This window comes from Halorubrum shenae, assembly GCF_051194165.1.
In the GTDB taxonomy this organism is placed as follows: Archaea; Halobacteriota; Halobacteria; order Halobacteriales; family Haloferacaceae; genus Halorubrum.
The window spans coordinates 171,330-197,215 of sequence record NZ_JBLZNI010000001.1; the positions used below are offsets into that span (position 1 = coordinate 171,330).

General features: G+C 66.4%; 26 protein-coding genes, 1 tRNA gene and 2 pseudogenes. 12 read left to right on the top strand and 17 right to left on the bottom strand.

Annotated features, from left to right (window positions below; all coding sequences use genetic code 11):
• Positions 1-3: 3 nt before the first annotated feature.
• A complete protein-coding gene (locus tag ACNS88_RS00815) occupies positions 4-1,038 on the bottom strand; it encodes a 4Fe-4S dicluster domain-containing protein (protein ID WP_435092968.1) in 1,035 nt (344 codons plus the stop codon).
• A gap of 280 nt (positions 1,039-1,318) precedes the next feature.
• Between ACNS88_RS00815 and ACNS88_RS00820 the strand changes: the two genes are divergently transcribed.
• Entirely contained in the window at positions 1,319-3,223 is a 1,905-nt protein-coding gene (locus ACNS88_RS00820) for a bacterio-opsin activator domain-containing protein (protein WP_435092970.1), read from the top strand.
• 17 nt (positions 3,224-3,240) lie between these two features.
• Here ACNS88_RS00820 and ACNS88_RS00825 read toward each other — a convergent pair.
• Positions 3,241-3,402, bottom strand: a pseudogene (locus ACNS88_RS00825) (tRNA-intron lyase); the annotation flags it as partial.
• A 98-nt stretch (positions 3,403-3,500) separates the two neighbouring features.
• Between ACNS88_RS00825 and ACNS88_RS00830 the strand changes: the two are divergent.
• Positions 3,501-4,397: an NmrA family NAD(P)-binding protein gene (locus ACNS88_RS00830; RefSeq protein ID WP_435092972.1), complete on the top strand. Its 897-nt coding sequence runs from the start codon at positions 3,501-3,503 to the stop codon at positions 4,395-4,397.
• Between the two features lie 38 nt (positions 4,398-4,435).
• Here ACNS88_RS00830 and ACNS88_RS00835 read toward each other — a convergent pair whose 3' ends face one another.
• Entirely contained in the window at positions 4,436-5,038 is a 603-nt protein-coding gene (locus ACNS88_RS00835) for an LURP-one-related family protein (protein WP_435092974.1), read from the bottom strand.
• A 74-nt stretch (positions 5,039-5,112) separates the two neighbouring features.
• Between ACNS88_RS00835 and ACNS88_RS00840 the strand changes: the two are divergent.
• Positions 5,113-5,232 (top strand): annotated as a pseudogene (locus ACNS88_RS00840) (AbrB/MazE/SpoVT family DNA-binding domain-containing protein); the annotation flags it as partial.
• A gap of 13 nt (positions 5,233-5,245) precedes the next feature.
• Here ACNS88_RS00840 and endA read toward each other — a convergent pair.
• Positions 5,246-6,415, bottom strand: a complete 1,170-nt coding sequence (gene endA / locus ACNS88_RS00845) for a tRNA-intron lyase (protein ID WP_435092976.1) — start codon at positions 6,413-6,415, stop codon at positions 5,246-5,248.
• 127 nt (positions 6,416-6,542) lie between these two features.
• Here endA and ACNS88_RS00850 point away from each other — a divergent pair, with 127 nt between their 5' ends.
• Together ACNS88_RS00850 and ACNS88_RS00855 are read left to right on the top strand one after the other, a co-directional pair.
• Positions 6,543-8,822 (top strand): AAA family ATPase, encoded by a 2,280-nt coding sequence (locus ACNS88_RS00850; protein WP_435092978.1) that lies wholly within the window; start codon positions 6,543-6,545, stop codon positions 8,820-8,822.
• A 3-nt stretch (positions 8,823-8,825) separates the two neighbouring features.
• Positions 8,826-9,746 (top strand): hypothetical protein, encoded by a 921-nt coding sequence (locus tag ACNS88_RS00855; RefSeq protein ID WP_435092980.1) that lies wholly within the window; start codon positions 8,826-8,828, stop codon positions 9,744-9,746.
• A 22-nt stretch (positions 9,747-9,768) separates the two neighbouring features.
• Here ACNS88_RS00855 and ACNS88_RS00860 read toward each other — a convergent pair whose 3' ends face one another.
• The 3 genes from ACNS88_RS00860 to lwrS all read right to left on the bottom strand — a co-directional run bounded on the left by ACNS88_RS00860 (position 9,769) and on the right by lwrS (position 11,036).
• Positions 9,769-10,245 carry a CopG family ribbon-helix-helix protein gene (locus tag ACNS88_RS00860; RefSeq protein WP_435092982.1) on the bottom strand — a complete coding sequence of 159 codons (477 nt, stop codon included), beginning with the start codon at positions 10,243-10,245 and terminating at the stop codon, positions 9,769-9,771.
• Between the two features lie 25 nt (positions 10,246-10,270).
• The gene (locus ACNS88_RS00865) at positions 10,271-10,600 is read right to left on the bottom strand and encodes a PadR family transcriptional regulator (RefSeq protein ID WP_435092984.1); all 330 of its coding nucleotides are present in this window, start codon (positions 10,598-10,600) and stop codon (positions 10,271-10,273) included.
• Between the two features lie 67 nt (positions 10,601-10,667).
• Entirely contained in the window at positions 10,668-11,036 is a 369-nt protein-coding gene (gene lwrS / locus ACNS88_RS00870) for an LWR-salt protein (protein WP_435092986.1), read from the bottom strand.
• Positions 11,037-11,100: 64 nt separating this feature from the next.
• Here lwrS and uppS point away from each other — a divergent pair, with 64 nt between their 5' ends.
• Complete coding sequence (gene uppS, locus ACNS88_RS00875) at positions 11,101-12,117, top strand: polyprenyl diphosphate synthase (RefSeq protein ID WP_435092988.1); 1,017 nt, start codon at positions 11,101-11,103, stop codon at positions 12,115-12,117.
• A 40-nt stretch (positions 12,118-12,157) separates the two neighbouring features.
• On the opposite strand, the gene ACNS88_RS00880 is transcribed toward uppS, so the two are convergent.
• On the bottom strand, positions 12,158-12,616 hold the full coding sequence (locus ACNS88_RS00880; RefSeq protein ID WP_435092990.1) for an NOB1 family endonuclease: 459 nt from the start codon (positions 12,614-12,616) through the stop codon (positions 12,158-12,160).
• The gene (locus ACNS88_RS00885) at positions 12,616-12,861 is read right to left on the bottom strand and encodes a PRC-barrel domain-containing protein (RefSeq protein WP_008848114.1); all 246 of its coding nucleotides are present in this window, start codon (positions 12,859-12,861) and stop codon (positions 12,616-12,618) included. Before ACNS88_RS00885 ends, ACNS88_RS00880 begins: the two co-directional genes overlap by 1 nt.
• A 194-nt stretch (positions 12,862-13,055) precedes the next feature.
• Here ACNS88_RS00885 and infB point away from each other — a divergent pair, with 194 nt between their 5' ends.
• Entirely contained in the window at positions 13,056-14,849 is a 1,794-nt protein-coding gene (gene infB, locus ACNS88_RS00890; RefSeq protein WP_435092992.1) for a translation initiation factor IF-2, read from the top strand.
• 76 nt (positions 14,850-14,925) lie between these two features.
• On the opposite strand, the gene ACNS88_RS00895 is transcribed toward infB, so the two are convergent.
• Positions 14,926-15,165: a hypothetical protein gene (locus ACNS88_RS00895; RefSeq protein WP_435092994.1), complete on the bottom strand. Its 240-nt coding sequence runs from the start codon at positions 15,163-15,165 to the stop codon at positions 14,926-14,928.
• Between the two features lie 381 nt (positions 15,166-15,546).
• Entirely contained in the window at positions 15,547-16,335 is a 789-nt protein-coding gene (locus ACNS88_RS00900; RefSeq protein ID WP_435092996.1) for a TOBE domain-containing protein, read from the bottom strand.
• Between the two features lie 228 nt (positions 16,336-16,563).
• Here ACNS88_RS00900 and ACNS88_RS00905 point away from each other — a divergent pair, with 228 nt between their 5' ends.
• From ACNS88_RS00905 to moaA, 4 genes are all read left to right on the top strand, one after another.
• A complete protein-coding gene (locus ACNS88_RS00905; RefSeq protein ID WP_435092998.1) occupies positions 16,564-17,523 on the top strand; it encodes an ABC transporter substrate-binding protein in 960 nt (319 codons plus the stop codon).
• Positions 17,520-18,242 carry an ABC transporter permease gene (locus ACNS88_RS00910; protein WP_435092999.1) on the top strand — a complete coding sequence of 241 codons (723 nt, stop codon included), beginning with the start codon at positions 17,520-17,522 and terminating at the stop codon, positions 18,240-18,242. The genes ACNS88_RS00905 and ACNS88_RS00910 overlap by 4 nt, the downstream gene beginning before the upstream one ends.
• Positions 18,242-18,994 (top strand): amino acid ABC transporter ATP-binding protein, encoded by a 753-nt coding sequence (locus ACNS88_RS00915; protein ID WP_435093001.1) that lies wholly within the window; start codon positions 18,242-18,244, stop codon positions 18,992-18,994. The genes ACNS88_RS00910 and ACNS88_RS00915 overlap by 1 nt, the downstream gene beginning before the upstream one ends.
• 72 nt (positions 18,995-19,066) lie before the next feature.
• Positions 19,067-20,071: a GTP 3',8-cyclase MoaA gene (gene moaA / locus ACNS88_RS00920; RefSeq protein WP_435093003.1), complete on the top strand. Its 1,005-nt coding sequence runs from the start codon at positions 19,067-19,069 to the stop codon at positions 20,069-20,071.
• 51 nt (positions 20,072-20,122) lie between these two features.
• Here the strand turns inward: moaA and ACNS88_RS00925 are convergent, their stop codons facing one another.
• The 4 genes from ACNS88_RS00925 to ACNS88_RS00940 all read right to left on the bottom strand — a co-directional run bounded on the left by ACNS88_RS00925 (position 20,123) and on the right by ACNS88_RS00940 (position 23,042).
• Entirely contained in the window at positions 20,123-21,307 is a 1,185-nt protein-coding gene (locus ACNS88_RS00925) for a nucleotidyltransferase domain-containing protein (protein WP_435093005.1), read from the bottom strand.
• Positions 21,301-22,215, bottom strand: coding sequence for a hypothetical protein (locus tag ACNS88_RS00930; RefSeq protein WP_435093007.1), 915 nt, complete (start codon positions 22,213-22,215; stop codon positions 21,301-21,303). Before ACNS88_RS00930 ends, ACNS88_RS00925 begins: the two co-directional genes overlap by 7 nt.
• 277 nt (positions 22,216-22,492) lie before the next feature.
• Positions 22,493-22,621, bottom strand: coding sequence for a hypothetical protein (locus ACNS88_RS00935; RefSeq protein ID WP_435093008.1), 129 nt, complete (start codon positions 22,619-22,621; stop codon positions 22,493-22,495).
• A gap of 151 nt (positions 22,622-22,772) precedes the next feature.
• On the bottom strand, positions 22,773-23,042 hold the full coding sequence (locus ACNS88_RS00940) for a PqqD family peptide modification chaperone (protein WP_435093010.1): 270 nt from the start codon (positions 23,040-23,042) through the stop codon (positions 22,773-22,775).
• A gap of 225 nt (positions 23,043-23,267) precedes the next feature.
• On the opposite strand from ACNS88_RS00940, the gene ACNS88_RS00945 reads away from it, so the two are divergent.
• The gene (locus ACNS88_RS00945; RefSeq protein WP_435093012.1) at positions 23,268-25,004 is read left to right on the top strand and encodes an ABC transporter ATP-binding protein; all 1,737 of its coding nucleotides are present in this window, start codon (positions 23,268-23,270) and stop codon (positions 25,002-25,004) included.
• Positions 25,005-25,038: 34 nt separating this feature from the next.
• On the opposite strand, the gene ACNS88_RS00950 is transcribed toward ACNS88_RS00945, so the two are convergent.
• Both ACNS88_RS00950 and ACNS88_RS00955 read right to left on the bottom strand, forming a co-directional pair.
• Positions 25,039-25,470: a lasso peptide biosynthesis B2 protein gene (locus ACNS88_RS00950; protein ID WP_435093014.1), complete on the bottom strand. Its 432-nt coding sequence runs from the start codon at positions 25,468-25,470 to the stop codon at positions 25,039-25,041.
• Positions 25,471-25,774: 304 nt separating this feature from the next.
• Positions 25,775-25,849, bottom strand: a tRNA-Arg gene (locus ACNS88_RS00955).
• Between the last annotated feature and the right edge of the window lie 37 nt (positions 25,850-25,886).

Consider the following 25,886-nt stretch of genomic DNA (forward strand, 5'->3'; position numbering starts at 1 on the left):
GTCTTATTTAAGGTAGTAGACGTTGGGATCGGTCCCCTCGTCTTCTTTCAGTTGGAACGCGCGCGACGAGTCGGCCATCTGTGCGACGTCGCTGTCGGGGTTCTCGAGGTCTCCCATATTCCGAGCGTCGCCGATGCAGGTCTCGACGCACGCCGGCTCTTCGCCGCGCTCCAGCCGGTGCGTACAGAAGCTGCACTTGCGGATGTTGCCGATCGGCGATTTCCCTTCTTCGCGCGGTCCGCGGTCGACGCCGTACTCGGAGCTGGTCAGTTCGCCGGCCTCGTCGACCTCGTCGTCGTAGTTCTCGCCGAAGTCGAAGTACCGCGCGCCGTACGGACACGCGATGTTGCAGTACCGGCAGCCGATACACCGGTCGTAGTCGATGTTGACCACGCCGTCGTCCATCTTGTACGTCGCCGAGACGGGACACACCTGCACGCACGGCGGGTTGTCGCACTGCATGCACGGGCGCGGGACGTTCGTCCGCGTGACGTTCGGGAACTCGCCGTGTTCCTCTTCCATCACGACGTTGTACGAGACGCCCGGCGGGGTTCGGTTCTCGGACTTGCACGCGACCGTACACGAGTCGCAGCCGACGCACTTCTGGAGGTCGATTACCATTCCCCACTTCTCGTCGCCCGTGCCGATTCCGCCCTCCGACTCCTCGCCCTCGACCTGCGCCGACTCCGTCGAGACCGTGTCCATCGAGCCGACGGCGCAGCTCAGCGACTCGGCCGTCTCCGTCGAGACGGTCTGGTCGCCGGCGTCGACCGCCGGGTTCGGCGTCTCCTGATACGCCTCGCCGAACTCGTCGGCCGCGGCCTCGTCGTACTTCTCCCAGTACTCGTCGCCGGAGAGCTCACCACGGGCGACGCGCTTGGCGTCTTCGGCCATCGCCACGCCGAGGTCCGTGTCCGCCTCGACGTCCGCGAGCTCTTCTCGCGGATCGGGCCGTTCGTTCTCTACCATCGCGTCGAGGTCGGCCTTCCCGACGTTCGGGATGCCGGGGAGCGTGTCCCCGTCGTCAGCGGTGCTCATCGCCACCACCCGTCACTGGTCGTCTCGCCGACGAGCGGTCGATCCCTCGCCGGCCGGTTGGTCCTCGAACTCATACACGAGAATGTACGTAGCCACCGGTGGAAAGGGCAATACCAATACAGACTGGGTCGCTTCTCCCCGCGAACACACCCCATATTGCGGGTACCAATACTGTTTGGATCGGGGGGATCCGCCCCCGAGATCGACCGGTACCGCCCCGCGCGTCGACGACCGCCGGCGTTATCAGCGAGAACGGACTCCTCTCGGCTATGAACGAGTCGTGGCGAGACGGACAGTCGGTCGGCAGGCCGGTGACACCGGTCCGCCGGGGGAGGAGATCGGTCGGATGAACTGGATCATCGCTCTCTCGATCGGGCTTCGACTGCTCGGCGTCGGCTACTCGATCCTGCTGCTCGCGAGGACCCGCGATCGGCGGTTCGGCTTCCTGACGCTGCTTCTGTCCTTTATGACGCTTCGACAGCTGCTCACCGTGCAGACGGCGACCACCGGGATCGAGGAGCTCCCGGGCCTCATCGTGAGCGCGCTCACCCTGCTGACGGTGTATTACCTCTCCGAGTACGTCGACGAAGAGAACGCCATCAAGACGCAGTTACAGACGGCGAACGAGCGACTCCGGGGCTTTCGGAAGGCCATCGAACACGCCGGCCACGCGATCTTCCTCACCGACACGGACGGCACCATCGAGTACGCGAACCCGGCCGTCGAGACGGTTACGGGATACGAGCCGGACGAGGTGATCGGGGAGAACCCGCGGCTCTGGCAGTCGGGACGACACGACGAGGAGTTCTACGACGGCCTCTGGGAACAGATCGAGTCCGGGTCGGTCTGGGAGGGCGAGCTGACGAACCGCCGGAAGTCGGGAGAGCTCTGCTGGATCGACGCGACGATCGCACCGATTATCGACGATGGAGACGTGGAACGCTACGTCGCGATCGAGCGCGACGTCACCGAACGGAAGGAGCGCGAGATGCGCATCGAAGACCAGAACGAGCGCCTGGCGCTCCTGAACAACACGAACGAGGTGCTCCGCGACACCAACCGCGAACTCGTCGCCGCGTCGACGCGCGACGAGATCGAATCCGCGGTGTGCGAACGATTCGCGTCCTCCGACCTCTTCGACGTGGCTTGGACCGGCGAACGGGGACTCGTCGACGGCACGGTCAGCCCGCGCACGTGTGCAGGCACCGACATCGACTCGCTCGACGCTCACATCGAGGCACTGTGTGCCACCGAGCCGTCTCCGGTCGAGGCGGCGCTCGACGGATCCCGTCCGGTGTTCACCGAGATCGACGACGACCTCGCGGGGACGTCCGACGAGGCGCACTGCGTCGTGGTCCCGCTCGCGTACCGGGGCGCGGAGTACGGCGTCCTCGTCGTGATGACCCACAACGCCGACGCGTTCGACCTGATCGAACGCGACATCTTCGCCGAGTTGGGCCGGACCGTCGCGGACGCGATCAGCGCCGTCGAGAGCAAGCAGACGCTCGCCGCGGACAGCGTCACCGAACTGGAGTTCCAGCTGTCCGGGATCGACGAGCCGTTGGCGAACATGGCGGCACAGCTCGACTGTTCGGTCACCGTCGAGCACGTCAGCGGCGACAGCGGGGAGTCTATCCAGTACGTTACCGTCGCGGACGCCGATCCGGAGGCCGTCTCCGAGTACGCCGCCGAGGCCGAACACATCGACACGGCACAGCACGTCTACACCCACGAGGAGCGGTCCTTGTTCCGGCTCTCGATAGACGAGCGGTCGATCGTCGCGACGCTGGCGCAGTACGGGGCGGGCATCGAATCCCTCTCGCTCACCGGGACGAGCGGGACGCTGGTCGCACACGTCGCCAGCTCCAACGACATCCGGACCGTCGTCGACGCGCTTCAGACGACGTACGACGGCCTCACGCTCGTCGCACAGCGCGAGCGTGAGCGCGACGTGCAAACCGAGGCCGGCTTCCGGAAGCAGCTGGCGGCGACGCTAACGGACCGGCAGCGAGAAGCGGTGCGTACCGCGCACTTCGCCGGGTTCTTCGAGTGGCCTCGCGAGCACTCCGGCGAGGAAGTCGCGTCGATGATGGACATCTCGCAGACGACGTTCACCCAGCACCTCCGAGCGGCCGAAAACAAGCTCTTCTCAGCGCTGTTCGACGAAACGATGACGGTGTCGTAACTACCCGAGACGGAAGGCTCGACGGTCACCACGCCGAGGTACGTCCGGGAGTCGGCGCCGAACTTGAAGCCGGTCTTCGAGACGGCGTCGGCCTCAGGGAGGCGCTTATAAACGGCGAGCCAGCGGTCGAACCGCTCGCCCTCCGCGTCGCGACCGCGGGCGGCGACCGCGGCGGATGATCCGTCCTAGACGACGGCGCGGTCGGCGAGACGAAGCTCGGCGGAGAGTAGACGGCGAGAGCTGAACCCCTTATAAACGAGCAGTCAAACGAACCGGTATGGAACGCGTCTCGATCGGCGAGAGTGGCTCGGAACGACGGACGGCGGAGCGCGTCCTCGTCACCGGGGCGACCGGGACCGTCGGGGAGCCGCTCGTCCGGGAGCTCGTAGACGGCTCGACGCCGGTCCGCGTCGCATCGCGAAATCCACGAGGTGCGCGGGACCGCTTCGGCGACGAGCCGGAGTACGTCGAGTTCGACCTCGATCGCCCCGAGACGTGGGGAGCGGCCTTGGCAGGCGTCAACCGGATGTTCCTCCTGTTTCCGCCGGGAAGCGGGGTGAGCGACGTCTGCGAGTTCGCCGACGCCGCCGACCGAGTGGGCGTCGGCCGCGTGGCCTTCCTGTCGATCCTCGGCGCGGAGAAGCTCCCGGTCATCCCGCACCGTCGGATCGAGACGCACCTCGCGCGAACCGGCATGGCGCACACGTTCCTCCGCGCCTCGTGGTTCATGCAGAACCTGAGCGAGATCCACCGCCCGGAGATCGTCGACCGCGACGAGATCTTCGTCCCGGCGGGCGACAGCGTGTTGAGTTTCACCGACGCGCGCGACGTGGCGGCGGCGGCCGCGACGGTGCTCACCGAATCTGGGCACGAGAACCGAGTGTACGACCTCACCGGACCGGCCGCGCTCGACTTCCGCGAGGTCGCCGACGCCTTCTCGGACGCGCTCGGCAGACCGATTGAGTATGCTGACCCCTCGCGGCCGACGTTCGGATGGCAGATGTATCGACGCGGCTTCTCCCCCGGGTTCGTCGCCTTCATGATCGCCGAGTACTCGGTCGTTCGGCTGGGGTTTTCGGGGCGGACGACCGACGATATCGAGACGCTGCTCGGGCGACCGCCGAGAACGGTCCGCGAGTTCGTCGAGGACTACGCCGACGAGTTCCGCCCGTAGCGCGAACCGCCGTTTCCGGCGGGACGGCGTGCGCGTCGCTACTTGTTCTCTAAGGCGTCGAGGACGCACGCGGTGGCGATCACCGCCTCCTTCGGCACGTCGTTCGCGTCGTCGATGGTGACCGTGTAGGCGTCGCGCAGCGAGAACTTTCCCTCGATATCACCCACGTGACCGCCGTCGGCGTCGAATATCTCGTACTTGTTCGGGACGAGATTCGCGACGCTCACGAGATGGCGGAGCGCCGAGAAGAGCCTGTTCTTCGACCGAATGGTCGCCAGCGCCTCCCCCGTGTCGGGGTCGCGAATCGTCCAGTTTTCCGCGAACAGCGAGTAGTCCTCGTCGAGGACGACGACCTCCTCGCCGGTGCCCGCGTCGGTGATTGCGTAGTTGCCGGCGATGTCCATGATCCCGCCCGCCTTCACCGAGAACGCGTCGTCGCCGTCGCCGGTGACGAACGGGAACTCCTCTTTCAGCTTGAACATCTTCTGTTTCCCGCGCAAGACGACGTCGCCGGCGCTGTCGCGGACGGTGTACTTGTTCCGGACCACCGACTGTGTCACCTCGTAGCGGTCGTCGTCGAGGTCGACCGTGGAGATGTCGTACGCGCTCGACGCAGATCCGAAGCCGGAGGGCTGGCTCATAGGTGGCGAGAGGGCTTCGTTCGGGAAAAAGGCCTTCCGTTCGTCTCGACATCAGGATCTGGTTGGAGAAATTCAAACTCGACGACCGTGTAGAACTGATCCCTCTCAACTCCGATCCGATCGAGGGGCTTCGCGACGCGGTGGGCGACGCCTTCGATGAGATCACGGACGAACAGGTCCCGATCGAGGATTGAACACCCGAGTGATCTACGGTGTCAGCCGGCCGATCGAGAGCCACTCAACGTCGGCGTCGCGAGCCGTGTTGCTGCCGCCGCCGCTGTCGCCACCCTCCACCGCCGTCAGGGCGAACACCATCTCCTTGCGGACGCCGCCCGCGAGCCGCACGTCGAGTGAGAGCTCTCTCGGCGAAAAGCGGTGGTCGCCCTCGACGACGCGCACGAGGTGTTCGGAGTGCGGCAGGTCCTCGACCGTCTCCACGTCGAGGTACGTCCGGAAGTCGGCGCCGAACTTGAAGCCGGTCTTCGGGACGGCGTCGGCCTCGCGGAGGCGCTTATAAACGGCGAGCCGCCGGTCGAACCGCTCGCCCTCGACATCGCGACCGCGGGCGACGACCGCGGCGGCGGGTCCGTCTGCCTCTGCCGCGCCCTCGCTGGGAGAGTCGCCCGCCGTCCCCACCGACGCCGACAGCGACAGGACGCCGTCTGCCGCCAGCGACGCGGCCTCGACTAAGGATAGCTGGACCGCGCCCTCGACCGCCGCGGCGCGACCGGTGAGCGGCTGGCCGTAGAAGCCGCGCTCGTAGAGCCCCTCAGGGGCGTCCCAGACGACGACGCGGTCGGCGAGGAGGACGCCCGTCAGCCGGTCGGGCGGCTCGTAGTCGGTCGCGCCCGAAATCACCCCGCCGGTCGCCGCGAAGTACGTGATGTCGGACTCCTCGTCGACGACGGCGAGGGTGCGCCCGGCGAGCCCGGCCGCCGGCAGCGACTCGCGCTCGCCGACGACCTGCACGGGGTATTTGACGTTCCCCGTGTCGGGCGTCGAGCCGCGCTCGTAGGCGACGAAGTCGACCGCGTCGGGCGCGTCCACGTCGCCGCCGGGCCACGGTTCGCGGGCGGGCGAGAGGTAAAAACCGCGGTCGCGCAGGTCGGCGTAGACGAGGTAGCGCACCGCAAACCGGTCGGCTGCGGCCGCGGACTCGACGAAGAAGCGCTCGAAGCCGACTTCGCCGTCGCCGTCGGCTCCGATCGCGACCCCGGAGAGGTCGCCGCGGAACAGCAGATGGGCGGCCTCGACTCGCGAGAGCGCGATCTCGTCGCCGTCGAGCGGGCGGCCGTACCCGCCGGAGTCGTGGAACCGCTGGCGGGCGTCGCCGGCGACGTGGACCGCGTCGCCGCGGAGGTGCCCTGTCGGTTGCATACCGAACGACGGGTCCGGCCGAGGTAAGGGGGTTGCGGTCGGCGGTGGCGGCATCGGTCGCAGTCGGCGGTGGCGGGCGCGTCCGGCGGCGGGTAAGGGTAAAGGGTCAGTGGCCGGAACGAGACGTATGAACGACACCGCCGGCCTCCGGCTCACGGTGCGTGCCGCTGAGAAGCGGGACGCGGGTCGAGGCATCGCTCGGCTCCCCGAATCCTCCCGACAGCGACTCGGTCTCCTCAGCGGCGACACCGTCGAGATCCGCGGCGAGCGCACCGCGGTCGCGAAGGTGTGGCCCGGCGGCGCGGACGCCCGAGAGGGATCGGTTCTCATCGACGCCGACACCCGCGCGAACGCCGGCGTGAAGGTCGGCGACACCGTCACCGTCGGGCCAGTCGACGTCGAAGATGCCGACCGCCTCGTACTGGCTGCGCCCGCGGAACTCGCCGACGTCGATGTGAGCCGCGAGGTGGTCGAGCGCGCGCTCGCTCGCGACCTCCGCGACCGCCCCGTCACCGAAGGCGAGGCGGTTCACGTCGAGCGCCTCGGCGGGATCCGATTCGTCGTCGCCGAGACGGACCCGTCGGGCACGGTGCGCGTCACGACTCGGACCGACGTGTCGGTGACCTACGGGGACGAGGGCGGGTCTCGGGGGGGACGCGGCGCCTCCACGGACCGGTCCGGCGGGTCCGACAGGCCCGACGGGGCTGCCGGGTCCACCGGGGCCGACTCCGCCGGAAGCGACGCCGCACCCGCCGACGGTCCCGGAACCGACGCCAGACCCGCCGGCGACGGGACCGCGCCCCCGGCGGAGCACACCGCGGGCGCGACCTACGAGGACATCGGCGGGCTCGACGAGGAGCTGGAGCTGGTCCGCGAGACGATCGAACTCCCGCTCTCGGAGCCGGGCGTGTTCACCCGGCTCGGGATCGATCCGCCGAAGGGCGTCCTGCTCCACGGACCGCCGGGGACCGGGAAGACGCTCATCGCCCGCGCCGTCGCCAACGAGGTCGACGCGACGTTCATCACCGTCGACGGCCCGGAGATCATGTCGAAGTACAAAGGCGAGTCGGAGGAGCGCCTACGGGACGTGTTCGAGCGGGCGAGCGAGGACGCGCCCGCCATCATCTTCTTCGACGAGATCGACTCGATCGCCGGCAAGCGCGACGACGGCGGCGACGTGGAGAACCGCGTCGTGGGCCAGTTGCTCTCGTTGATGGACGGGCTCGACGCCCGCGGCGACGTGATCGTCATCGGCGCGACCAACCGCGTCGACACCCTCGACCCCGCTCTCAGGCGGGGCGGCCGGTTCGACCGCGAGATCGAGATCGGCGTCCCCGGCGAGGCCGGCCGCCGCCAGATCCTCGACGTCCACACGCGCCGGATGCCCCTTGCGGACGACGTGGACTTAGACCGGATCGCGGGCCGGACCCACGGGTTCGTCGGCGCCGACATCGAGGGGCTCACGCAGGAGGCGGCGATGACCGCGCTGCGCCGCGCTCGTGAGTCGGACGCCGCGGCCCTAGACGACGTGACCGTCGGGAAGACCGACTTCGAGGCGGCTCACGCGAACGTCGAGCCGAGCGCGATGCGCGAGTACGTCGCCGAGCAGCCGGCCACCGACTTCACCGACGTGGGCGGCCTCTCGGGGGCGAAGGAGAAGCTGGAGCGAGCGGTGACGTGGCCGCTGACGTACGGTCCGCTCTTCGAGGCCGCCGACGCCGACCCGCCGACGGGGATCCTGCTCCACGGGCCGCCCGGCACCGGCAAGACGCTCCTCGCCCGGGCGATCGCGGGGGAGAGCGGGGTGAACTTCATCCAGGTGGCCGGGCCCGAACTGCTCGACCGGTACGTGGGCGAGTCGGAGAAGGCGGTCCGGGACCTCTTCGACCGCGCCCGACAGGCGGCGCCCGTGATCGTCTTCTTCGACGAGATCGACGCGATCGCCGCCGACCGCGACGCCGCTGGCGGGGACGGCTCCGGAGTCGGCGAGCGGGTGGTCTCCCAGCTTCTCACCGAACTCGACCGCGCCAGCGACAACCCCAACCTCGTCGTGCTCGCGGCGACGAACCGCCGGAACGCGCTCGATCCCGCCCTGCTCCGACCGGGCCGGCTGGAGACCCACATCGAGGTCCCCGAGCCCGACCGCGACGCGCGCCGGAAGATCTTCGACGTGCACACCCGCTCGAAGCCCCTCGTCGACGGAGTCGACTTAGAACACCTCGCCGACGAGACCGAGGGGTACTCGGGCGCGGAGATCGCGTCGCTGTGCCGGGAGGCCGCCCTGATCGCGATCGAGCGCGTCGCCGACGAGCACGGCGAGGCCGCCAACGACCACGCCGACGAGGTCTCGATTACGAGCGACGACTTCGCGGCGGCGCTGGAGACGGTGCGGCCGGCGACCCCGTGAGCGATGCGTTCCGAGGGAGACCGCACGGGTGGAGACCCACCAACGCTCCGCGGGCTCCTCGCCAGCGTCCGCGCGGCCGTCCGATCGAACCCGCCCAGAGATCTGTTCCTGATCGCCCTGCCGCTCCCGGCGCTGCTCGTCGCCGTGAGCCTCATGCCGGGGACCGACGCGTGGCAGCTCTCGCTTTCGACTAACGGTGTCTTCGAGAGCCGATGGGCGCTGTGGACCGCGTTCGCGTCGAGCTTCGTTCACACGGACCCGGTCCACCTCGCCGACAACGTCGTCAACTACTGGCTGCTCGTCGCGGTGGCGTACCCCCTCACCGTCGTCGCCGGCTGGCGGCGGCGATTCCTCAGGGCCGTCGTCGTGTTCCTCGCGGTCGTGCCGCTCGTCTCCGCCTGGGCGACGATCGTCGCGCTCGGGGGCGTGACAGACGCGCCGACCGCGGGGTTCTCGGACGTGAACAGCGCGCTGCTCGGCTACCTGATCGTCGTCTGGTTCGCCGCGCTGGCGGCGGAAAGCGACCGGGACCGAAGCGGCGCGCCCGCCGGCGTCGACCCGCGTTGGTCGGTCGTCGCCGTCTTCGCCTCGCTCGCGCTCGCGTACCTCGCGCCCAGCGGCGCCGGGTACTTCCCGCCGCTCCCGGCGGTGGGGTCGTTGTTCGCGGTCGGGGCCGTCTTCGCTGCAGTCGGACTGTACGCCGCGGTCGGGCGCCCGCGAGTGGCTGGACTCAACTTGGCGCCGGAGCGAGAACTGCTGTACGTCACCGGCGCGAGTGTCGCGGCCGCCGGCGTGATCGGATCGCTGGTGCTCGTCCCGTTCGGCAGCAACGTGTTCGCGCATCTCGCCGGCTACGTCGTCGGATTCACGGTGCCGTTCGTCGGCGTGCTCGCCGACGTGGAAGCCGGTCGCAGCGTGAGTTGAAACGAAGACTCGTCGGTCCCGATCAGTCGTCGTGGTCGTGACCGTGCCGGTGGTCCCCGTCCCCGCCCGCCGCTGCGAGGTCGCTGTCGGCGCCGAACTCGTCGACCGGCGTCACGCTGTAGTCGACCGTGAGCGTGTCCTTCGTCGCGCGGATCTTTCCGACGAACGCCGAGATGTCCTCCAAGCGTCCCTCGAGCACGAACAGCTCCATGCAGTACCGCGAGCCGACGTGGCTGTGGAAGTTGGAGGCGACGAGCCCCTCGTGTTCGTGGCGGAGCCGCATCATCCGCTCCTCGACGGTCGTGGTCTCGTAGTCAAAGAGCACGGTCACCACCGCCATCAGGTCTCTATCCTCCAGTTTTGCGTCCTCGAACTCACCGAGGAGATTTCGAGAGGCCTCGCGGACGACCTCACTGCGCCCGGTGTAGCCGTGTTCGTCCGCGAACCCGTCGATTCGCTCCAACAGCTCTTCCGGCATCGAGACGCTGACGACTGTCATATATTAACTGAACGCGTCGATCTTGTTAATCCTTGAGATTCGGGCTGTCGTCTGACGACGACGGCCGGTCGGATAACCCGCCGTCGATCCGGTCCGAGAGCCAGTTGTAGTGGTCGAGGAGGGCACGTTCGCCGGCGTCGGTGAGCGCGTACACGTCGGCGATCCCCTCGGTCCGTCGGTCGAGGAACCCCGACTCGATGAGCGCGGTCAGCGTGGCGTAGAACGACCCCGGATCGATCCGCTGGTCGTAGTGCGATTCGAGTCGGTTTTTCAGCGACTGCGCCCGCAACTCGCCGGCGTCGTACAGCAGCGCGCACAGGTCGCGGCGACGGCCGCTGTGAAGCCACTTCGTCATACTCACGGTTCCGCCCGACGCCTCACGACCGTTTCGGTCGCGGCCGACTACCGGGACTCGCGGACCGTCACTCTCCCCGCACGTGGATCGACGACCCGAGATACTTGTGCAGGACCTCGGCGACGGAATCGGCGTTGAACCGGGTGAGGTCGGACGCGATCGTCGACCGCAGCGCGTCGAGGTGTTCACGGTCAGTGCGGAGTTCTCGGAAGTCGGCGGCGACGACCTCGACCCCGAGTCGGTCCGTTGCCAGCCGCCGAAACGACGGCTCGTCGCCGATCTCGCCGCGCCACAAGCGATCGCGGAAGAAGAGCCACCCGTCGTCGCCCGGACCCGCCGCGCGAACCTCCATTATCGTCTCGAATCGCTCCGGGTCGACGGCGGCGCCTTCAGGATCGAGACGGAACTCGACGCGGAAGACGTAGGCGGCGTCCATCGGCGGTATCATGACCTGTTAGAGCATAAAAGTACATACCTCTCGGTCGTGTCGCTCCTCATGTATGTTGAATCGCCTCCGCAACCTCACCGAACGCGCGTACCTCCGGCACCTCCGCCGGGAGATCGAGGACGTGCCGACCCACGTCGCGATCATCCAAGACGGGAACCGGCGGTACGCCCGCGAACGGGGCGACGACGCGCCCGACGGCCATCGCGCCGGCGCCGCCACCACCGAGCGCGTCCTCGACTGGTGTGCCGACCTGGGCGTCGCGGAGCTGACGCTGTACGCGTTCTCGACCGAGAACTTCGAGCGGCCGGACGAAGAGCTGGGGCCGTTGTTCGACTTGTTGGAGACCAAGCTTCGCGACTTCGCCGACGCGGACCGCGTCCACGAGCAGGGGGTCCGCGTCCGTGCAATCGGCGACATCGGTCGCCTTCCGGAGCGCGTTCGCGACGCGGTCGACTACGCGGAGCAGCGCACCGCGGACAACGACCGGTTCACGCTGAACGTCGCCCTGGCGTACGGCGGCCGAACCGAACTCCTCGACGCGGCGACGGCGATCGCTCGCGACGTTGACGCCGGTGACCTCAACCCGGCCGAGGTGGACGTCGAGACCGTCGAAGAGCGGCTGTACGACCGGCCGGTCCGCGACGTCGACCTCATCGTGCGCACCGGCGGCGACGAGCGCACTTCGAACTTCCTGCCGTGGCACGCCAACGGCAACGAGGCGGCCGTCTACTTCTGTGCGCCGTACTGGCCGGATTTCTCGGAGGTGGAGTTCCTCCGTGCCATTCGGACGTACCAGTCGCGAGAGGAGTCGTGGCGACAGGCCCGAGCGGAGCGCGCGGCCGCGCTCGTTCGGGCGGTCGCCGAAGTCGAGATCGCCGAGGCGCACGCGGTCGCGGGGCGGCTTCGCGACCGGTTCCCGCTCGACGCCGACAGGCTCACCGCCGCGCTCCCGGGGGAGGCGCACAACCAGACCGAGGTCGACGACGACGGAACGCGAGAAGTCATCGCTGAGGACGCGCCTCAAAGTCCGTCCAGCGATCCCGAGGCTGAACCGGAGTCGGCGGACTAGCGGGCGGTGGAAAGCCAAGCAAAAGACGCTCTGGTTCGCGCTACGCCGGGTTCTTTCGCGTCAGATCGCTGCCGCAGATCGGGCACCGCTCTTTGTTCTCGTCGAAGGTCCGGTTGCAGCCGACGCACTGGAACTGCCACTCGCGCTCCTCGGAGATGCCGTCTCTGGCGATGGCTTCGACGGTGATGTCGAGCCGCTCGGCGACGTTTTGCATCGCGTAGTCGTCGGTGACCAGCGTCGCGCTCAGTTCGAGCGCGGTCGCGATCAGCCGGGTGTCGGTGTCAGACAGCTCCGCGGCGTCGCCGGACCCGCGCGCGGCGCGCCGAACGTTGTCGAGGACCTCCGGAGCCGGGACGTGGATCGTCATCCCGGAGCCCTCCATCGCGTCGAAGCGGAGCGCTCCGCCGCCGGTGAGCTCTTCGTGCACTTCGGGCACCGAGACGACGGTGTCGTCGGTGGTGTACTCGTGAATGAACGCCGAGGTGTCGAGAACTTCCATCAGCGGGCGACGACGATGTAGTCTTTGACCGCCTGCACGTTCGCAACCGGTACTTTCAGACGGCCCATCTCGTCGACGTCGAAGCCCGAACGCTCCGGGCTGAGGTGTTCGTGGGGGCTCACAAGCAGGTCGGAGAGCTCACCCGACTTGAGGTCCATCGTGATGTTGTACAGGTCCCCGAGCTCCGTTCCGTCGGCGCTCATCACCGCCTTTCCGGAGAGGTTCTCCGCGAGGATATCGACCATACCCACATCGTCCGGGGCAACGGTCTTAAACTCCACGGGGGCGTCGGACGCGTGACGCACGCACCGGTCCGTGGCGATCGGTTTTCTCGTTGACCACTGTCGCTCTCCTCGGATTCGGGACGGGCGCATTTTGAAAGGCTTAACTGACGTCCGGGTGGAACAGTAGATAACCGACCTTTTCGGGGCGATCACTGATGACCGACCACACAAACGCGGACACCCTTCGGACGCCGATCGTCGCCGTGCTGGGCCACGTCGATCACGGCAAGACCAGCCTGCTCGACACGATCCGCGGCTCCGCCGTCAGCGAGGGCGAGGCCGGCTCGATCACCCAACACATCGGGGCGACAGATATCCCGCTCGACACCATCTCCGGGATGGCGGGCGAGCTCATCGACCCGACCGACTTCGATCTGCCCGGGCTCCTCTTCATCGACACGCCCGGCCACCACTCCTTCTCGACGCTGCGCGCCCGCGGTGGCGCGCTCGCCGACATCGCGGTGCTCGTCGTCGACGTCAACGACGGCTTCCAGCCGCAGACGGAGGAGGCGATCGATATCCTCCGTCGAACGGGAACTCCCTTCGTCGTCGCCGCCAACAAGGTGGACACGACGCCGGGCTGGAACCCGCAGGACGGCCAGCCGATACAGAAGAGCCTGGAGGCGCAGTCGGAGCGCGCCGAATCGATGCTCAACGAGAACCTCTACGAGATCATCGGCCAGCTCTCAGACGCGGGTTTCTCGGCGGACCTCTACTGGCGCGTGCAAGACTTCCAGAAGAACATCGGCGTCGTCCCGCTCTCGGCGATCACGGGCGAGGGCGTCCCCGACCTGCTCACCGTCTTGATGGGCCTCTCCCAGCGCTTTATGAAAGAGGAGATGGCAATCGATGTCTTCGGGGCCGGCGAGGGGACCGTCTTGGAGGTCAAAGACGAGCGCGGCTTCGGCGCCACCATCGACACGGTCGTGTACGACGGCGTGGTCCGCAACGGCGACCAGATCGTCGTCGGCGGCCAGGACGAGCCGATCGTCACCGAGATCCGCGCGCTGCTCCAGCCGCGGCCCCTCGAAGAGATCCGCACCGAGAAGAAGTTCGAGAAGGTGGGAGAGGTCGGCGCCGCGGCCGGGGTGAAGATCGCCGCGCCCGACCTCGACCGGGCGATGGCGGGCGCACCGGTGCGAGTCGTCCGCGACAACTCGGTCGACCAAGTCGTCGAGGAGGTGAAAGCCGAACTCGCGGAGATCGAAGTGGAAACCGCCGACAACGGCGTCGTCGTCAAGGCCGACACGCTCGGCTCCCTAGAGGCGATGGCGAACGCGCTCCGCGAGGCGGAGGTTCCCATCCTGCGCGCGGAGGTCGGCGACATCGCGCCCCGCGACATCGCCGTGGCCGAGACAGCGAACCAGGACGAGCACATGGCCATCCTCGGGTTCAACGTCGATCTGCTCGCGAACGCCGAGACCGAGCTCGAAAACGCCGACGTGAAGCTGTTCACCGACGAGGTCATCTACCAGCTGATCGACGAGTACGAGACGTACGTCGAGGAGAAACAGCGCGCCCAACAAGAGACGGTGCTGGACAAGGTCGTCCGTCCCGCGCGCTTCCGCATCCTCCCCGACCACACGTTCCGGCAGAACGATCCCGCGGTCGTCGGCGTCGAGATCATCTCCGGCACGGTGCAGAACAACCGCAACGTCGGGCAGTTCGAGGGCAACGAGTTCGAGCGGGTCGGCCAGCTCTCCGGGATTCAAAAGCAGGGCGACGACGTCGACGAAGCGCGCGCCGGCGAGCGCGTCAGCATCGCCATCGACGGGCCTACGGTCGGGCGCGATATCGAGGAGGGCGACACGCTCTGGATCGAGATCCCCGAGAAGCACGCGAAGATCCTCGAGCAGGAATTGAAAGAGGACATCCCGGCGGACGAACGCGAGGCGCTCGCGGCGTACTTGGAAACGAAGCGGAAACGGGACCCCTTCTGGGGGAAGTGACTGGACCGTCTCCTCGATCCAAAAACGTCCGCAGTCGTCGCGTCCGGCGTCGATATTCCCGGACGTGCTGTACGAGTTACTCGTCGCTCGACGCCAGCATCTGCTTGATCTCTTCCAGTTTGAAGTACGACGCGAGGCTGAGTATCGTCACGGGCCAGAAGCCGACGAACTGTCCGCGCTGTTTGTCGCCGCGCACGTAGTAGAAGTACAGTGCGAGGGCGACCGAGCCGACCGATGCCAACACTGCGGGGCTGAGCCCGTCGGTACCGATTCCCTCTACCGTTTCGACCGTCGCATCGTCTGTTGAGTCGCTCACATGTCCAGTTGGGCCCGGACAGGGAAGATACTTCCTGTTGGTTCGATCACATTCACAGTGTGAGAACTATTCCGACGGATCGCAGTCGCACGGAGCAAGCGTTCGCACGGTAAGCAGGAACAGTCCGTCGCCGTCCAACTCCGGAGTATGCCAAACGATTACACGTTACCGACCCGATGTATCCACATGGACGACATCGATCCGGACACGCTGATGATCGCCGCCGGCGTCGTGATCAGTCTGATTGCAGCGGTAGAGCTGTACGCGGCTTGGAAACGAGCGCGAACCCGATAAGCGCCGAGCCGTTCGGCGTGGGCTCGCGACCCTTCCGAGCGCCGCCACGGTCCGCATCGGGGGCGATGACGGGTTGCTGACCCCGCGTCAGCGAACGGCGCTCGTCGCGTGGGGCACGATCCGAGTCGCCGTCGCTTTCCACCGGATCGCAACCTCCTCGCCCCCCTTGAGTGCCAATCGCGACGCGCTCTCCGCCGTGATCAACACCCGAAAGACCGCCTCCCCCACCGCGACCCGGACCGTCGAGACCGTCTCGCCCGCTTCGACGCCGACGACCTCGCCGCGCAGCCGGTTCCGGGCGCTCGTCGAGTCCGGGTCGACCCGCTCCGCTCCCTTATATATCGTCACCGCGTCGGCCCCGATCCGCACCTGTACCGCGTCGCCGACTGCCGCCCCGTCGCGGCCGTCGCCCGCGCTGTCCACCCCGCCGTGCAGACCGCGCACCTGTCCGACCGGCGTGTTGACGTCGGCCAGCTCGCCGTCGACGCTCGCGACCGTCCCGTCGAGCACCGTCTCCGGCACTTGTGCGGTCGCGGCGAGCACGGCCTGCAGGCGGTCATACCGGTCGAGGAGGTCGCGGCCGTCCTCCGAGAGTCGGCTCCCACCGCCACCCGATCCCCCGCGTTGGCGCTCGACGAGGGTTCCGAACGCCGCCTCCAACGCCTCGATCCGCGAGAGGGCGCGAGCGCGGGAGCGACCCAACTCGGAGGCTGCACCCGCGACCGACCCCGACTCGTGGACCGCGCGCAGGAGCGCGGCGTCGCGGCCGTGGAACTCCGTGCCGCCCTCGATAAGCGCGGCTTGCCCGCGGCCCGCGGCGCCGCCTGTTCCGGTGTCCGCGGAGCTGCTCTCGCTCCGCTCCGCCGTCTCGTCCATACCCCGACCGTCGCCCCGCGAGGTGTTGGCGTTTTCCCTCCGACCGACGCTCCGCCAGCGTAACCACTTCCGGACTACCTCGGCGTCTGATCGCAGGTATCGAACGGGTGGATCGAGCACGTCCTGTGGTTTTGCCGGGCACGTCTATCCTCGCTGTTTCGCTCGGATAACCGATCACGGTTACACGAGGCCAGAAGCTATATCGGGCATCAGTCCGTCGATGTACCTATGACGATACATCGACGTCGGTTTCTCACCGCGCTCGGTGCGGGCGCGGCCGCGAGCACCGCGGGATGTGCCCGGCTCGCCGGTGGCGGCGGTGGCGACGGTGGCGGTGGCGACAGTGGCGGCGACGACGGGCCCGCGGTCGCCGGCGAAACGCTCACGCTCACGACGACGACGAGCACCTACGACACGGGGCTGCTCGACGCGATTCACGGCGACTTCGAGGCGCTGTACGGCGTGAGCGTCGACGCGGTCGCCAAGGGGACGGGTGCGGCTCTACAGGCTGCTCGCGACGGCGACGCAGACGTGGTGATGGTCCACGCCCGCGGCCTCGAAGACGAGTTCATGCGCAACGGGTACGGCGTCAATCGCCGCGACCTGATGTTCAACGACTTCGTTATCGTCGGGCCCGAGAGCGACCCGGCGGGGATTCAGGGGATGCGCTCGGCGACCGACGCGCTCACCGCGATCGCGAGTGCGGAGGCGTCGTTCGTCTCTCGCGGCGACAACTCCGGCACCCACACGAAGGAGCGGAACCTCTGGGAGGCGGCCGGCACCGACCCCGGCGGCGACTGGTACCAGGAGATCGGCTCCGGGATGGGCGAGGCGCTGAACGTCGCGACCCAGCAGGGCGCCTACACGCTCTCGGACCGCGGCACGTTCATCTCGCAGCGCTCGGCGGTCGACCTCGCGATCCTCGTGCAGGGCCCTATCGGGGACGGCCCGGAGGTCCTCGCGAACCCCTACGGGGTTATGGCCGTCAACCCCGCGATCCACGACAACGCGAACTACGACCTCGCGATGGCGTACATCGGGTGGATCACGAGTCCCGACACGCAGGAGGCGATCGGCGACTACCAGGTGAACGACGAACAGCTGTTCTTCCCCGAGGCGGTCTCCGAGGACCCCGACTTCCAGCAGTACGTTCCGGAAGGTTGGAGTAGCAACTCGTCCGACGAGTGAGCGTGCCGGTCGACCCAGCCGTCCCGCTGCTCTCCGCCTTCGTCGACCTCCCGTTCAGGGACGGCTACGTCTGGAGCGTCATCTCCGTCTCGCTGTACGTGAGCGTCACTGCCGTGGCGCTGAGCACGCTGTTCAGCGTTCCGGTCGCCGTCGTGATCGGCTTCTCGGAGTTCCCGGGCAAGCGGTTCCTGAAGTCGGTCATCAACACCGGGATGGGGTTTCCGAGCGTGGTCGTCGGTCTCGTCGTCCTGTTCGCCGTCTCGAACCAGGGACCGCTGGGATCGCTGAACCTCGTCTTCACCAGAGAGGCGATGATTCTGTCCCAGTTCGTGCTGGCGACCCCGCCGATCACGGCCATCACCCTCGCGGCCGTCTCCGGGGTCGACGACGGCGTCCGCGACGCGGCGCGGACCCTCGGCGGCACGCGACTCGACGCGACCCTCGTCGTTTTAAAAGAGGCGCGGTACGGGATCGCGACCGCGATCCTCGCCGGCTTCGGCCGGGCGATAAGCGAGGTCGGGTCCGTGCTCATCGTCGGCGGCAACATCACGAGCGCGGACGGGATCTCGAAGACCCGAACGCTGACCACCGCCATCCAACTGGAGGCGCGGCAGGGGCAGTACGAGACGGCGATGATCCTCGGCGCGGTCCTCGTCGCGCTCGTGTTGACAGTCAACGCCGTGGTCGTTCACTTCGGCGACGGCGGGGTGAACCGCTGATGCTCCGGGCGACCGGCGTCTCCCAGTCGTTCGGCGGCGAGCGGGTGTTCGACCACCTCTCCGTCGAGGTGGATTCCGGTGAGGTCCTCGCCGTCATCGGTCCCTCCGGCGTCGGCAAGACGACGCTGCTTCGGACGCTCGCGCTCTCGCTCGAACCGGACGCCGGGACGGTCGCGCTCGGCGGCACGGACGCGTGGGCCGCCGAGGCGTCCGAACGACTCGCCCTGCGTCGGCGGGTCGGGATGGTGTTTCAGGAGGCGAGCCTCTTCGACGCGTCCGTGGGCCGGAACGTCGAATACGGGCTTCGCGTTCGGAGCTCATGGGGCGACCGGATCGCCGCGGCGCTGGGACTCGCCGAGACGCCCGACGCCGTTCGTGAGTCGCTCGACGTCGTCGGGATGGTGGACAAGGTGACCCAACACGCCGACTCGCTGTCGGGCGGGGAGGCACAGCGGGTGTCGTTCGCCCGGGCGTTGGCGTACGATCCGGATATCCTCCTGCTCGACGAGCCAACCTCGGACCTCGACCCGCGGAACACCGCCGTCATCGAGGCGGCCGTCGCCGAGGCCAGCGCTCGGGGCATCGGCGTCGTCGTGGCGACCCACGACATGCATCAGGCGGAACGCGTCGCCGACCGCGTCGCGGTCCTGCTCGACGACCGGGTCACGGAGGTCGGGCCGACGGAGCGCGTCTTCGAGAACCCGTCCGACGAGCGCACCCGGAAGTTCATCTCGGGCGAGTTGGTGTATTAAGTAACCGCATCCAATTACGTCAGCCTGCTTTCGACCCAGATATTTAAGCAAACGCGGCGGTTCCGGTCGGACATGACCGGTCCACTCGCGGACGACTTCGGACGGGAGGTGACGGGAGTTCGGATATCGCTCACCGACCGGTGTAACTTCGACTGCGTCTACTGTCACAACGAGGGATTGGGTGACACGCGAGGGCCGATGGAGCCGAGCGACGACGAGATGAGCACGGACGACGTGGTCCGCTTCTTGGAGGTCGTCGAGGGGTACGGCGTCGACGCGGTGAAGTTCACCGGGGGCGAGCCCATGCTCCGGCAGGACCTCGAGGAGATCGTCGAGCGCACGCCCGACTCGATGGAGGTGTCGCTGACGACGAACGGGACGTTTCTCCCCGGACGCGCCGCGGACCTGAAGACCGCCGGGCTCGACCGCGTGAACGTCTCGCAGGACGCGCTCGATCCCGACGACTTCGCGGAGGTGACCAAATCCGGCGCCTACGAACGCGTGCTAGAGGGGGTCAAGGCCGCCGTCGACGCCGGGCTCGACCCCGTGAAGCTCAACATGGTCGTGTTCACGCACACCGCGGGCTACGTCGAGGAGATGGTCGAGCACGTCGCCGACAACGAGGGGCTCCAACTCCAGCTCATCCAGTACATGCCGGAGCTGACCGGGAAGCCGGAGTGGAACGTCGACATCGGGCGCGTCCACGACTGGCTCGCCGAGAAGGCCGACCGCGTCGAGCGCCGCGAGATGCACGATCGGAAGCGGTACTTCGTGGGCGAGGAGAGCGACGACGACACCGGCGGCATGGTCGAGATCGTCGACCCCGTCGAGAACGAGGACTTCTGTGCGAACTGCGGTCGCGTCCGCGTCACCCACGAGGGGTACTTAAAGGGTTGTCTCAACCGCAACGACGACCTCCGGTCGATGGGCGAGATGACTCGCGACGAGATCGCCGAGACGTTCGAGGCGGTGGTGGCTAATCGGGTGCCCTACTACGGCGAGTACCTGATCGAGAACGACGACGGCGAGTACGAGATCAACGAGGAGTATTTGGGGACGCCGAGTGTGGCGGACTAAGACGTCCTCAACTAGCGTCCCTCTCAGAGTCAAGAATCTATTGTGGATAGCTCACTCCCAGATACCCGTTCGTTCGGCGAGGTAACGAAGCGGGAAGAGGAGGTAGTATATCGGGTGAACGTATCCCGGAAGGGGTAGCAGTCTGTACTCCATGAGCCCCGGATGCAGCCCGGAATGAAACAGGACCGTTCGGAGGGCGTCCCCGATCGAGTCGGTCGCACGCGCCGTGTAGGCGAGCTTATCCCTCCGCTCGGGGCGACCTGTCGTCTCCGAACACATTTCCTCCACCGCCGCCGCGGCGAGGCGGTTGGCGCGCGGATCGTCCGCGAGTCGCTCGCGGACGGGCTCCGAAACGGTCGTTTCGAAGAGTTGGTCGATCAGCGCGATGCCGATAAGCAGTCGTCTCTCGTCGCCGTGTCGTCGTGTCTCTTCGAAGACGGGCTGCCAGTTCAAGTCGGACGCCTCCAACGCAGCGGCGAAATCGCATGCCCACTTCAGCAGGTGCCACTTGTGTTTGGTCCCGTGAAACGCGAGCATGCGAAGACGATCTTCAGGAGTGAGCGTGGGTACGTCGGAGCCGGCGACAGTGAGCGTCTCTCGCCGGTCCCAGAGCGTCTTCACGTCCGGGGAGAACGGCTGATCGGGGTCGCCTACCCGCCAGCGAATTTCGACGCGTACCTGATCGCGTTGTAGTTCGCACTCGGGCACCAGCGGCATCGTGAACGGTCCTCCGAGGATCGGTGAATCGTCAAGTCTCGGTGCGTCCGTCCAGTCGTATCCACGGGCTTCGAGGACGTCGAGGGCGTCCGTCACGTCCTCGCGAGGGACGAGCACATCGAGGTCGCGGTACGCTCGCATACCGACCTCGCCGTATGCGAACGCCTCGAGCATCGGTCCCTTAAAAGGGAGCGCGCGCACGCCGCGCTCCTCGAACGCGCCCATGAGTTCGTGCAGCTCCGTCGCCAATCGGACGTTGCGCATCGCGGTCGATCTGGTCCGCTCGGTCAGTGCCGACCGAACGCGGTCCGGCACGTCGACCGCGCCGTCAGACGACTCGAGTTCTCGCACCCCTCGATTCAGAAGCGGTGTGACGCCGTGTCGCCGGCTCAACTCGAGCACCCGCTCCCAGTCGGGATTGCGGTCCAATACCGCGTTGAGCCGGTCGTCAGCCTCTACTCCGTCGTGGCGAACACACCGAACGAGGAGTTCGAACTCCGGAGACGCGTCGGTCAGCATGGTGCGTCGAGGTCGTCGATCACTTGATTGACGAGCCGCGATAACCCGTTGAGATCGCGCGGTCGCCGGAGATGTTTGACAGGAACTGCTGACGCAAGGTCCGCACACCGGTCAAAGTTCGAAACCGCGGTCGCATCGTCGCTGAGCAACCCGGTCGTGTAGGTGTTCTCGATCAGTTTCATAATTCCCGTTTTGGGTCTCATTCCCGTGATTTCCAAGCGATTGGCGTCCTCGAGCACGTACACCCGGGCGAGCGAGACCGGCTCGGACGGCTGCTCGTACGGGAGCGGGTAGAAGTGTCGCTCCCTCGCGTCGCTGATTCCCTGCGGCTCGCCGACCGGAACGTCGAAGCGCTCGACGACCGCAGGATCAAGCTTGATCGCGGGGTATCCGCCGCGAACCGCGGGTCCGGTGTCCCCCGAGACGATCGTCGCCACGTCGTCGCTCAGCACGCGATGGCCCTCCAGCAGGAACGCCATCGCGGTTGTTGTCTTCCCCTGTCCGGAGTCGCCCAGAAAGGCGACCGCGGTGCCGTCGACCTCGACGACGCTCGCGTGCAAGACGAAGTGGCCGCGCTGGTGGAGCAGGTGATTGAACGCCGGTCCGAGGACGACGTGCCTGAGAATTTCGCGCGGTACGTCGCCCTTCGGATCGACGACGATCTCGCGTCCGTCTCGAACCGCGACGTCGACGAGCTCGTAGGTCAGGTAGTACTCCGTCGGTCCGGCGTGTTCTACAGTCCCGTTGGTGGCCGCCGCGAGTCCCGGACGGTTGACGCCTCCGACGGTGACCGTCACGTCCGTCGGCTCGTTCGCCGGTCCGTCCTGCCGTGGGAGTTCCGGAAGGTCGAGATCCGAGCGCACCGTTAGTCCGAACGCGGAGTACGACGGCTCCGACGTCGCTTTCACGCGGAACACCCGCTGGCCGCATCCCGCCCGATTGGTCTCACGGTCTCGATCCACTCGCCGGTGGCGTCAACGCACATACTCTCGTCTATTGGAGGATCGCGTATTTCTATGCGCTGTATAACTCGCAGTATCGGACTCCAGAGCCGCACTCGAGACTGGCGTAACACTGGATACTGGCAAAAAACGGTGTTCCGTGAAACGATCCGATCTCGAACGGGATCCGAGACTCCACTGGAGCCCCCGCCTCGTGGATCACCGCGTTAGGCTCGTCTCGTAACTATTGGAACCACTCTGGTTCGCCGCCACCATCGCCGCCGTAGCCGCCGTCATTGTTCGTCTCAGAGAGCTCTTCGACGCTTCCGTACGTTTCGACCGTCGGTTCCGCGTAGTCTTTCATGGGTCTCATACCCAGTTAGTACTCCCGAGAGAACGCGTATTGTTATACTTATATTTCTGAACTGTTCTCATCGATAGACAGTCATTTACACACGATTTTCACTCTACACGTACTGTTCAGGCAGACTGTCTGCCGGCGTCTCTCGGCACTCGCCTCTAGCTCACGGATCGATCTCGACGAGTTTCTCGTCGGCCATCGTTCCCACGAACGTGAGCACGTCGTCCTCACAGGACTCGTCTGCCACGTCGTACTCGTCCGCGATCGTCTCTACGACGCGCTGAACCGTCGTCGGCTCTTGGATAAGTTCCCACACGCGGGGGCCGACCCCCGTGAGTCCCTGATACATTCGGGTTTCCCTGTTGAGAAGCACCAGCTCGCCGTCGACGGTGTTCGTAGTCGGATGGTCGCTCGCGGTAACGGTCGTTGTCATATCAACTGTCATACGTCGCCGTCCGTCCGGGTGGGGAATAGTTAGTCACCGGTTGCGACGGCTTCGGTACGAGACGCCGTGTGCACACGATCAGATCGCGTAGGTCTACCCACTGTATAACTAATCTGCAAAGGCGTGAGGCGGTACCATATGGCGGAGCCGGACATCTCAACGGCCGAAAAGCTGGACTCTCTCAAGCAGGTCGCTCGTCACCGGCCGTTATTTATGGGATCCGTCCTCGTGTTGAGTCTCGTTGCGACGCTTTTGGAAGGAATCGGGCTCACGTTCCTGTTCCCGATCATCGAGGCCGCACAGACCGGCGGAGACGCAGCGCAGAGCGCCGACGGGGTCTCGGGGTTGTTCCTTCAAGCGTATCTCACGCTCGGACTGCCCTTCACGCTCGAATTTCTGATCGGCGGGCTCGCGTCAGTCATGGTCGTTCGCTACTCCGTGTCGTTTCTCGCGAAGTGGCTTTCGTCAATGCTCACTATCGAGTACGAACGGTATCTCCGAACGCACGCCTACGAACTCGCGCTGAGCGCGACGATCTCGTACTACGATAACGAGGGGTCCGACGACATTCTGAACGCGATCATCACACAGACCCAGTACGCCAGTGGCGCCATCAAGCAGCTCCTCTCCCTCGTCCAGCAGACGTTGTTGTGTCTGATGTACGCGTCGATCGCCCTTTATATCGCCCCCGTACTCACGATCGTGTCGACGGCGGTTTTCGGCGGGTTGACGTATCTCATTCGGCACGTGATCGAACCGGGATACACCGTCGGTGACAGAGTGGCGACCGCGAACGAGCAGGTTCAAGAGAACGTTCAGGCCGGGACACAGGGGATCCGCGACATCAAGCTGTTCGGGATGAGCGACCATCTGCTCTCGGAGTTTCGGGACACCATCGATCAGTACACGAACTCCAGAATCGGGCTGTACCGGAACCAGATCGCGATCAGCAGCTTCTACGAACTCAGCGTTGCTATCGTCCTCTTCGGGTTGATCTACGTCGCGATCTCGTATCTCGCGCTGTCTATCTCGGCGCTCGGCGTGTTCCTGTTCGCCATGTTCCGTCTCGGCCCGCGGATCAGCAGCCTGAACTCGATGGTGTACGGCATCGAGGGGAACCTCCCGCATCTCGTCCGAACGCACCGGTTCGTCGACCGACTGGCGAACAATCAGGAACCGGACGGCGGAACGAGAGCTGTTCCGGACCGCATCGAGAAAGTCGAGTTCGACGAGGTGTCGTTCGCCTACGACGGCGCAGACGAGACGGTACTCTCCGACGTCTCTCTCCGGATCGGTCGCGGGGAGTTCGTCGGGATCGTGGGCCAGTCCGGCGCGGGAAAATCGACGATCGTCTCGCTTTTGGCCCGCATCTACGAGCCGACCAGCGGCGAGCTCCGAGCTAACGGCACGCCGATCGACGAGTTCGATCTCCGCGAATGGCGCACCGACGTCGCGATGGTGCGTCAGGATCCCCACATCTTCAACGACACGCTCCGGTACAACCTCACGACCGGTCGGGATGTTTCTGACCGCGAACTCCACCGCGTCTCGGAGATCGCGCAGATCACGCACTTCCTCGACGAGTTGCCGAACGGCTACGAGACTGCCCTCGGCGACGACGGCGTGAAGCTCTCCGGTGGACAACGGCAGCGAGTCGCACTCGCGCGCGCACTACTGAGCGACGCCGAGCTGTTGATCCTCGACGAGGCGACGAGCGACCTCGACTCGAATCTCGAACGACGCATCCATCAGACGATAGAGCGTCTCGGAGACGACCGGACGGTAGTCGCCATCGCTCACCGCCTCTCGACGGTTCGCGCCGCAGATCACATATACACGGTCGAAAACGGTCGGATCACAGAGTCCGGGAGCCACCGCGAACTGATCCGCAACGACGGGAAATACGCTCACCTCCACTCGATACAGGACGGTAGCATTGAACACGCCTGAGGTCCACCGGGGGCCGAGCGACTGGGCCCTGTCCTCACTTCCAACAGTAGACATCGAGCGGGCGAAACCGACTGTATCCGTCGATTTTGCCGATCACGATCTCGCCGTCACGCTCCACCCACGCGTGGGCTTCGAACACGTCGTCCTTCGCGACGCCGAGATGGACTTCGGTTCGGTAGCCGTTCGCCGCGAACAGCCGCTCGCCGACGACTGCCCGCATGAGACAGGAGACATATATCGGAAGAAAGGCGTCGACGACGTTCACCGCCCACGGTACCTGATCCGGGTCCCGAATCTTCACGTAGGGCGGGAGAACGCGAACGAGCAGGTCGAGCGCTCGGTGGGTCCTGTCCAAGCCGACGATCGTCAACAGCGACCGGCTCACGACCAGCATGACCGTCGTCGTGGCAAGCAGCTGTCGCTCCCCCCAAGACAGGGAGGCGACCTTACGCAGCGCGGTGAGCATCGCTCCTCGTGGTCACTTCGTAGTTCCCGGCTCCTCCCGCGAGACACGCCCTCTCACACCCAGACATGGTGTGAAATCACCGTCAGTTCGCTATTAGTTATACTCGGATTTATCGGCGACTGTGAACGGACAGGTGAGTGGCTGCGGGTTCGCGTACGGGCACAGTGGGATTCGAACCGAAATCAGACGTGCTCGCTCGCCGAGGTACTCGCTTCGCTCGCACCTCGTCCCGCTCGCTGCGCGCGACTGATAGGGTTCGAATCCCCTGCGTGCCGGTTCGCTCGTCGCTGCGCTCCTCGCTGTACGGGCACAGTGGGATTCGAACCCACGACCGTCGGATTAGAAGTCCGACGCTCTATCCGGGCTGAGCTATGTGCCCTCACTCTCACCTCAACCGCCTCGTATAAAAAACGCCG